Source organism: Neisseria sp., from assembly GCF_041804105.1.
Lineage (GTDB): Bacteria > Pseudomonadota > Gammaproteobacteria > Burkholderiales > Neisseriaceae > Neisseria.
This window is the reverse complement of sequence record NZ_JBHCJY010000119.1, coordinates 1-7,375: the sequence shown is the minus strand read 5'-3', so window position 1 is coordinate 7,375 and position 7,375 is coordinate 1. Positions and strand designations below refer to the sequence as shown.

The 7,375-nt window shown below is 53.5% G+C and carries 8 protein-coding genes; 3 read left to right on the top strand and 5 right to left on the bottom strand.

The window, feature by feature from the left end:
- Positions 1–192: 192 nt before the first annotated feature.
- From ACEYDX_RS10300 to arsC, 3 genes are all read right to left on the bottom strand, one after another.
- A complete protein-coding gene (locus tag ACEYDX_RS10300; protein WP_373741931.1) occupies positions 193–1,515 on the bottom strand; it encodes a murein transglycosylase A in 1,323 nt (440 codons plus the stop codon).
- 521 nt (positions 1,516–2,036) lie between these two features.
- Positions 2,037–2,684 carry a YdcF family protein gene (locus ACEYDX_RS10295; protein WP_373741930.1) on the bottom strand — a complete coding sequence of 216 codons (648 nt, stop codon included), beginning with the start codon at positions 2,682–2,684 and terminating at the stop codon, positions 2,037–2,039.
- Positions 2,685–2,697: 13 nt separating this feature from the next.
- On the bottom strand, positions 2,698–3,057 hold the full coding sequence (gene arsC, locus ACEYDX_RS10290) for an arsenate reductase (glutaredoxin) (RefSeq protein WP_373741929.1): 360 nt from the start codon (positions 3,055–3,057) through the stop codon (positions 2,698–2,700).
- Positions 3,058–3,208: 151 nt separating this feature from the next.
- Here arsC and ACEYDX_RS10285 point away from each other — a divergent pair, with 151 nt between their 5' ends.
- Entirely contained in the window at positions 3,209–3,691 is a 483-nt protein-coding gene (locus tag ACEYDX_RS10285; RefSeq protein WP_373741928.1) for a TlpA disulfide reductase family protein, read from the top strand.
- Positions 3,692–4,268: 577 nt separating this feature from the next.
- On the opposite strand, the gene ACEYDX_RS10280 is transcribed toward ACEYDX_RS10285, so the two are convergent.
- Positions 4,269–4,760 (bottom strand): CYTH domain-containing protein, encoded by a 492-nt coding sequence (locus ACEYDX_RS10280; RefSeq protein ID WP_373741927.1) that lies wholly within the window; start codon positions 4,758–4,760, stop codon positions 4,269–4,271.
- A 558-nt stretch (positions 4,761–5,318) separates the two neighbouring features.
- The gene (locus ACEYDX_RS10275) at positions 5,319–5,873 is read right to left on the bottom strand and encodes an outer membrane beta-barrel protein (protein WP_373741926.1); all 555 of its coding nucleotides are present in this window, start codon (positions 5,871–5,873) and stop codon (positions 5,319–5,321) included.
- A 565-nt stretch (positions 5,874–6,438) separates the two neighbouring features.
- Between ACEYDX_RS10275 and ACEYDX_RS10270 the strand changes: the two genes are divergently transcribed.
- Together ACEYDX_RS10270 and ACEYDX_RS10265 are read left to right on the top strand one after the other, a co-directional pair.
- The gene (locus ACEYDX_RS10270) at positions 6,439–7,089 is read left to right on the top strand and encodes a family 20 glycosylhydrolase (RefSeq protein ID WP_373741925.1); all 651 of its coding nucleotides are present in this window, start codon (positions 6,439–6,441) and stop codon (positions 7,087–7,089) included.
- 30 nt (positions 7,090–7,119) lie between these two features.
- Positions 7,120–7,375 (top strand): transposase (locus tag ACEYDX_RS10265; RefSeq protein WP_373741924.1); only part of this gene is annotated, 256 nt, incomplete at its 3' end.

The window sequence follows — 7,375 nt, the reverse complement described above, 5'->3', positions numbered from 1 at the left end:
GGCTTCCACCTTATAGCCCCGATCTGAATCAGATAGAGAAAAAGTGGGCTTGGATTAAAGGTGTTAGGAATCGGCTGCGAATTACGGATGTGGATTGGCTGTTTCAGGTGTGTATCGATAAATAAGTTTATTTGCTATATGCCTTGCCGTGCGCGTATTCGGGTGAAACCGCAACGGCACGGTTGTTCTGCGTTACGGTCTGTATTCGGGCTGCACGCCGTTGGGCAGGAGCTGCCACACATAGCCGGTGTGCTTCATTTTGCCCGCCACGTTGCCCGCTTCGTCGCCGTAGCCCCAGAAGTAGTCGACGCGTACCGCGCCTTTAATCGCGCTGCCGGTGTCTTGCGCCATAATCAGGCGGTTGAGGCCGTTGCGGGTAACGGGATGGGTGGTGGCGACGAAAATCGGCGCACCGAGCGTGATGTAGTGGCGGTCGACCGCTCCGGCGTATTCGCCCATCAGCGGCGTGCCGAGTGCACCGACGGGGCCGGTGTCGTTACCGCCCTGAAGTTCGCGGAAGAAGACGTAGCTCGGGTTGTAGCCCAGCACTTCGGCGAGCTTGTTCGGGTTTTGCCGCATATAGGCTTTGATGCCCTGCATGGTGGTCTGCGCCAGCGGCAGGTAGCCTTTGTCGGCCATGTAGCGGCCGATGGAGGCGTAGGGGTGTTCGTTTTTGTCGGCATAGCCCAAACGGATGAATTTACCCGACGGGGTTTTCAGACGGCCCGAACCTTGGATTTGCAGGAAAAACAGTTCCACGGGGTCGTCGGCGTAGCCGAGAATCGGGGCTTTGCCGTTGAGTGCGCCGCCGTTGATTTGGTTGCGGGTGTAGTAGGGGACGAAGCGGCTGCCTTCGAAACGGCCTTTGAGCGCGGTGGTGCGGGCGGAGATGGGGAATTTGGACAGGTCGGCGCTGAACTGGCCGGCATCGTCGATTGCACCCGAGTTTTTACCCGAACGGCGCACTTTTACGGTGGACTTGCTGCCGCGCAGGTTGGCGGGCAGCGGCACGGAAACGAAATCCTCGGGGATGCCGTAAATCGGAAAGCGCGCGCGCGAAGTCTGGCGGGTGTCGCCGGTGAGCACGGGTTCGTAATAGCCCGTTACCGTGCCGTTCAGTTTGCCGTTGCCGCTGACCTGCCACGGCGTGAAATAACGTTCGAAGAAGTTTTTGGCCGATGCGTTGTCGGAACCGGTTTGTGCGGCCTGTGCACACACGTCCTGCCAGCCTTGGCGGTTTTTCAGTTTTTCGCAGCCGAGTTGGAACGAACGCAGGCTTTTGGCAAACTGCTGTATCTGCCATTGCGGCAGGTCGCCGTAACGCACTGCGGTATAGGATGCGCCGCCGCCGGGGGCGACGGTGGTGCCTGCGGGATGGGGTGTGCCGGTCGGGCGGTCGGGGCCTTTGACGACGCCGGGCGTGGTCGTGGTTTTCGGTTTCTTGCTGCTCGGACAGGCGGCCAGAACGGCGGCGGCGACAGCGATGAGTGCGGTGCGGAAAAGGGTTTTGTTCATAACGGTTTTGATAAATGAAGGCCGTCTGAAAGCGCGTTTCCACCCTGTTTTCAGACGGCGCGGTTGGGAATCGGAAAGGGAAAACAGCCGCATTCTAACATAAGCGTTTTGCGGTGTCGGACAAGAGGCCGTCTGAAAAACAAAAAACGGGTAAAAGCGCGTTTTTCCGACGATTTGGTTTGAGATGGCGGACGATGCCGAAAAAAATGCCGGCTTGGGCTGAGGCACAACGGTTTTTCAGACGGCCTGAAACAGGCCGTCTGAAAAACCGTTCTTTATATTGAGTTGGGGAAAATATTGGAATTCGGGAAAAAACCGGGTTAAAGGCGGTGTCCGGATGATGTGCCGATGACCCCGAACCGTCATGTCCGTACAGGAAGGAGCCTGTTTTTGAGTTTGGGAAACCCTGCCGGTTCATGCGGTTATGAAAGTTGACGATGGATTTCCGCCTGTGCGGGCATGACGGTTATGAACAGAAGCTGCGCCATCGGCGCATCGTCCAAACAGCCCTTTAAAACAGCTTAAAACAGCCGGTTCCAAATCCTGCTGCTCCAGCTTTCGGCGTAATACACAAACAGGGTGTAGCTTTCCTGCCAGAGAAAACTGTTTTTGCGGCTTTCTTCCCTGAAGCGGGTGGTGGGCGTGCCCGACGTTTCCGCGTTCAATCCCAAATCGCGGGCGATGGCGGCGGCGCGGGCGGTGTGGTAGGGGTCGGTAACGATGACGATGCTGCCGATGCCGTGTTCGCGCAGCAGCGGACGGATGTTCTGCAGGTTTTGATAAGTGGTGCGCGAGGTGTTTTCAAACAGGATGTCGCGCGCGGGAACGCCTTGTCTGACGGCATAGCGGCGGCCGACTTCGGCTTCGGTCATAAAGCCTTTTTTGGGCGTACCGCCGGTAAAAATCAGTTTGCCGACGCGCCGGCCCTGATAGAGGGCGATGGCGTGGTTGATGCGTTCGCGGAACACGGGCGAGGGCTGTTTGTCCCATGCGGCCGCACCCAGCACCACGGCGGCATCGGCTCTGTATCCGGCAGGCAGGGTTCGGTTGCCGGTTTGGTAAACCCGCCAGACGCAGACGGCAAAAGCCGCAGCCACCAGCAGGATGCTGATGGCGATTCCGCGCAGTAGATAGTAGCGCAGACCGTTGCGGCTTTTGAGCAGCGACATGGTTCAGACGGCCTCAGTCGAGAATGGCTTCGATGTTTTCCAGCGGCCTGCCAACGGCGGCTTTGCCGTTGGCCACCACAATCGGCCGCTCCAGCAGAGCGGGATGCGCGGCCACGGCGGCCAGCAGCTCATTGTCGCCGAGCGCAGGGTTGTCGAGTTTCAAATCGAGATAAAGGCTGTCTTTCACCCGCATCATGCTGCGCGGCGAATCGGCGCCCAGTTTGCTGAAAATATCTTGCAGCGTGGCAAAATCGGGCGGCGTATCGAGATAGTTCACGACTTTCGCATCGATGCCGCGTGTTTGCAGCAACGTAAGCGCGGCGCGGGATTTGCTGCAACGGGTGTTGTGGTACAGGATAACAGTATCGGCCATAACGAACGGCTTTCTATGGTAATGAACGGTCATTGTAACACCGAAACGGCGGATGCGACGGCCTGCGGCCCGTTAAGCCGGAATACTTATGGACAGGCCGTCTGAAAGGATTACAATAAACCGTCGAATCTTGATGATAAGGAACACAGCCATGAACATCCGTTTGCCTTTTCTTGCCGCCGCAGTCGCCGTTTTCTCCGCAGGCGTTCAGGCCGCAGAGCTGGAAAGTTGGAACAGCACGGCCGCCCAGTCCGTACAGTCGCTCAAAGCGCCCGTGCGCATCATCAACCTGTGGGCAACCTGGTGCGGCCCGTGCCGCAAGGAAATGCCCGCCATGTCGGCCTGGTACAAACAGCAGAAAAAAGGCAGCGTCGATTTAATCGGCATCGCGCTCGATTCCAAGGAAAACATCGGTAAATTTTTGAAACAGACGCCGGTCAGCTACCCGGTTTGGCGCTACACCGGCAGCGACAGCCGCAACTGGATGAAAACCTTCGGCAACACCGTCGGCGGCTTGCCATTTACCGTGGTCGAAGCCCCCAAATGCGGACACCGCCAAAGCATCCTAGGCGAAGTAACGGCTGCGAAGCTGACCGAAGCGGTCAAAGCCGCCCACGCGAAATGTAAGAAATAGGGTTTGTTGCTGTTGCCGGTTGTGTACCGAAAATACCGGTTCGCCGGTTTTAAGAAAACTTCCGACACGAACAAAGGCCGTCTGAAAACTTTCAGACGGCCTTTACGATTTCATATTGCGGATGATTCATAAATTACCCGAAACCAACCGCTTGAAACTGTAACCATCCAAACATTTGTTCATCCGATGGGACGAGACAGATTCAGAAATCGAAGCGCACAGAGCAACCATAACAGGCCGTTTCCCCGAAAACCGGTAACGGCAAGATATTGCCGCTCTGCTCCATCTCTGGCTCAGCAGGAAAATCACGAAAAATGTACCGCTGTTTCAATTGTTCGCCGCAAAAAAATTCCGGCGTTGCCGCCGGATGGGAGAATATTATGAAATTTCTAAATGACAGGGTAAATAATAAGGAGATATATGTTTGAATCGAGACCCATTATATCCATCTCTAGTTTGTAGATATACAGTATTTTTGTTGGAGGAGTGTTAACTGATGGGAAATGATTTTGCCGTTGTTTTGTTGAGAATGCTTCTCTTGGTACGATAAAGACCGTTCCTGTTTTCAGACGGCCTGTTACGGCTCGGAATCCGATGTGCCGTTTATCCACTGCGAAAACGGGTATTTGCTCAGGTAGGCATTGGTGAAGCGGCTGTCGGATGTGATTTCGCGTCCGAGCCATGCGGGTTTGGCAAACGGGGTGTCTTCAGACGGCAGTTCGAGTTCGGCCACAATCAGCGGTGCGTTTTCGCCGAAGTATTCGTCGATTTCAAACACGAAACCTTCAAATGCGATGGTGTGGCGTTGTTTTTCCAGTTTGAACGGGCACATTGTATCCATCATGGTTTGTGCGTGTTCGGGCGGGATTTTGTATTCGAATTCGCTGCGGCTGACATCGGAGATGTAGCCTTTGAGCGTGAGCCATGCGCGGTTGCCGATGATGCGCACGCGGATGGTGCGTTCTTTTTCCACGCTTAGGTAGCCTTGCTGCATGGTAACGGGGGCGGATGCGTGGTTGCGCCAACTGTCGTCGGCGAGCAGGAAGCGGCGTTCGATTTCTATGGTCATGGGATTGGCCGGTCGGGTTGGAAACGGGCAACCATACCACAGTGGTGCGTTTTCGGCATCGGGAAATGTGGGCGGGTTTAATGTAGGTAGGTGTTCGGACGGCGGTGGCCTTGGGCGGATGGGATGGAAACGGTGCGGATGCTGTCTGAAAACCGTTGGGCTGGAAAGGACGGGTTGCGGCCGGGAAATGATGTTTTCTGTACCGGTCGTATCTCTGTGGTTCGGGAAAACGCCGGCGTGGAAGGAAATCGGAATGTGAACGGCGGAAAACCGGAATGTTTTCAATAAATGGTGGAATGAGGTTCGCCGGATTCCTGTCGGGCCGGAGTGGCGGCAGGAGTGAAATCGGGTGTCTTTTTTTTTAAAACAGTCATCGGCGAGTATCAAAGCCGGATTCCCGTCTGCGCAGGAATGACGGAAGTTGGAGAAATCGGTTTTTCCGGTTGCCAATCCAAGATATCCAAACACGGCCAAAATAAAAAAAGGCCGTCTGAATATGGTTTCAGACGGCTCCAACTCTCAACAACAGGAAATTAAAAGTTTTTTTATAGCAACGCCTTAGAAGCGGTAGCCGACAGTACCCATGTAGCTGTTGCTCTTGGTTTTAAAGTCGTCTTTTTTCAGGCGGGTTTGTTCCCATTCGCCGCCCACTTCGATTTTGGGCGTTAACGCGTATTTCACGCCTGCGCCGTAGCCGACGCCGTCGGCGTTGACTTTATCGCCCGGGGCTTTGAATTTGCCGTAGTGGTAGCCGACTTTGCCGTAGGCAAGTACTTTAGGGTCGACACGGTAGCCTTGGATGAACGAAGCCGATGCGCCCAAACGCTGTTTCGCATCACCGGCAACGGTGTCGCCGATTTTACGGTGAACCGGTTTCACGGCCACTTCGCCGCCGCCGATCCAGTTGCTGTTGCCGTATTGGGTCAGGTAGCTGGCGCGCACGGCTGCGTCGGTTTTGGTTTTTTCATTGAGACGGCTGTTTTTCACGTCGGTTTTGCTGCCGCCCACGCCGACTTCCACTCCGGCTCCGGTGAAGTTGTCGCTGTATGCGGGTGCGGCTGCCGCGATGGCGGTCGAACCGATGGCGAACAGGGTAAATAACGCTTTTTTCATGTCAATGCTCCTTTTTGGATGGATGAAAGCTTTTGCGCTTTCCGTGAATCCAGTATCGGCATTATTCAGACGGCCTGCAACGACGAAACCCCTGCGATTACACGTTTTGGCGGGGGCTTTATGTTTGTAAAAAAGTTACGCGGCGGGATAGTGTTTTGAAAGTGATAATTTCAAAAATGGTTCGAATTGTGTTTAGGCGGCTGATGTTTTTCGGAAAATCATGACGGCTGCGGCAGGTTTTCAGACGGCCTTGGCTGTTTTCTGCTTCGGAACGCCGTTGCAATACGTCAATGGGGTTTACATTCAAAAGTGTGGGGTTTGCGGCACAAACGGCGGGTTTTTAACGTTTGCGGCGGCAGGCCGTCTGAAAATAAGTGAGTGGTTTTGGCCGATTCAAAGCATCAATCTACAGGATTGCACTCGCAACATGCCGTCTGAAACTTAATCGGGAACTAATGCTTAAAAGTTGAAACTAATTAAATTTGATACGGGCATAACGTGTAACACCACATTGTTTAAGGATGAATCATGAGTGAAACTGTAAAAACGACAGACGGGCATTACCTTGGATATTGCCCGCAATTACTACACGGTTAAGGAAATCAAGCAATATATTGATACCATCAGCACCAATATCGGCAAAAACAACGGCGGTTTTTTGCATCTGCATATTTCCGATAATGAGAATTATGGGGTTGAGAGCAAGGTGCTGGGGCAGACGGTTGGCAGTGCAAATGTTTCATATAATTCGGCAGTATCTGAAGAAGAGCGTGTTTATACCTATGACCACAACGGTGCGGCGGCAGGAGGAGAGACTAAATTTTTAAGCACGGAACAGCTGAAAATCATTGTTGGATATGCCCGAGAAAAAGGCGTGGAAATCGTACCGGAAATTGATTCTCAGGGACATGCCAAAGGTATTTATAATCTGTTGGCCGAACAAGGAAAAAGTGTCGAAAATATTTTTGTTGGCGGTGATACCGAAATCGATATTACCAAGCCGGATGCTGTTAGTTTCATGCAGAGCCTTTACGATGAAGTGATTGCCGTAACGAAGCCGGTCAGCCAACATTTCCATATCGGCGGCGATGAATTTTATTCTAATCCGGATAACGGTGCGTTTATCAGTTATGTGAATACCATGCAGGCGTATCTGGAAGAAAAAGGGCTGATAACACGGATTGAGACCTTTGCAAAAAAACCAAAACTCCTCTAAATTCTCCTAAAGAATTCAGAGGAGTTTTTTATGAGCAGCTTTTTCCACCAACAAGCCCAAATCATGATGAGCAAACATATCGACAGCTACCCTTTACTCAAAATTAACCGGCTACTCGATTGGCAGCCCATCGAACAACTGCTCAACCGGCAACAGACCCGTTACATCCGCGACCACCGCGGTCGCCCCGCCTATCCGCTACTGCCCATGCTCAAAGCCGTATTGCTCGGCCAATGGCACAGCCTCTCCGATCCGGAATTGGAACGCTGTCTGGCTACCCGTCTGG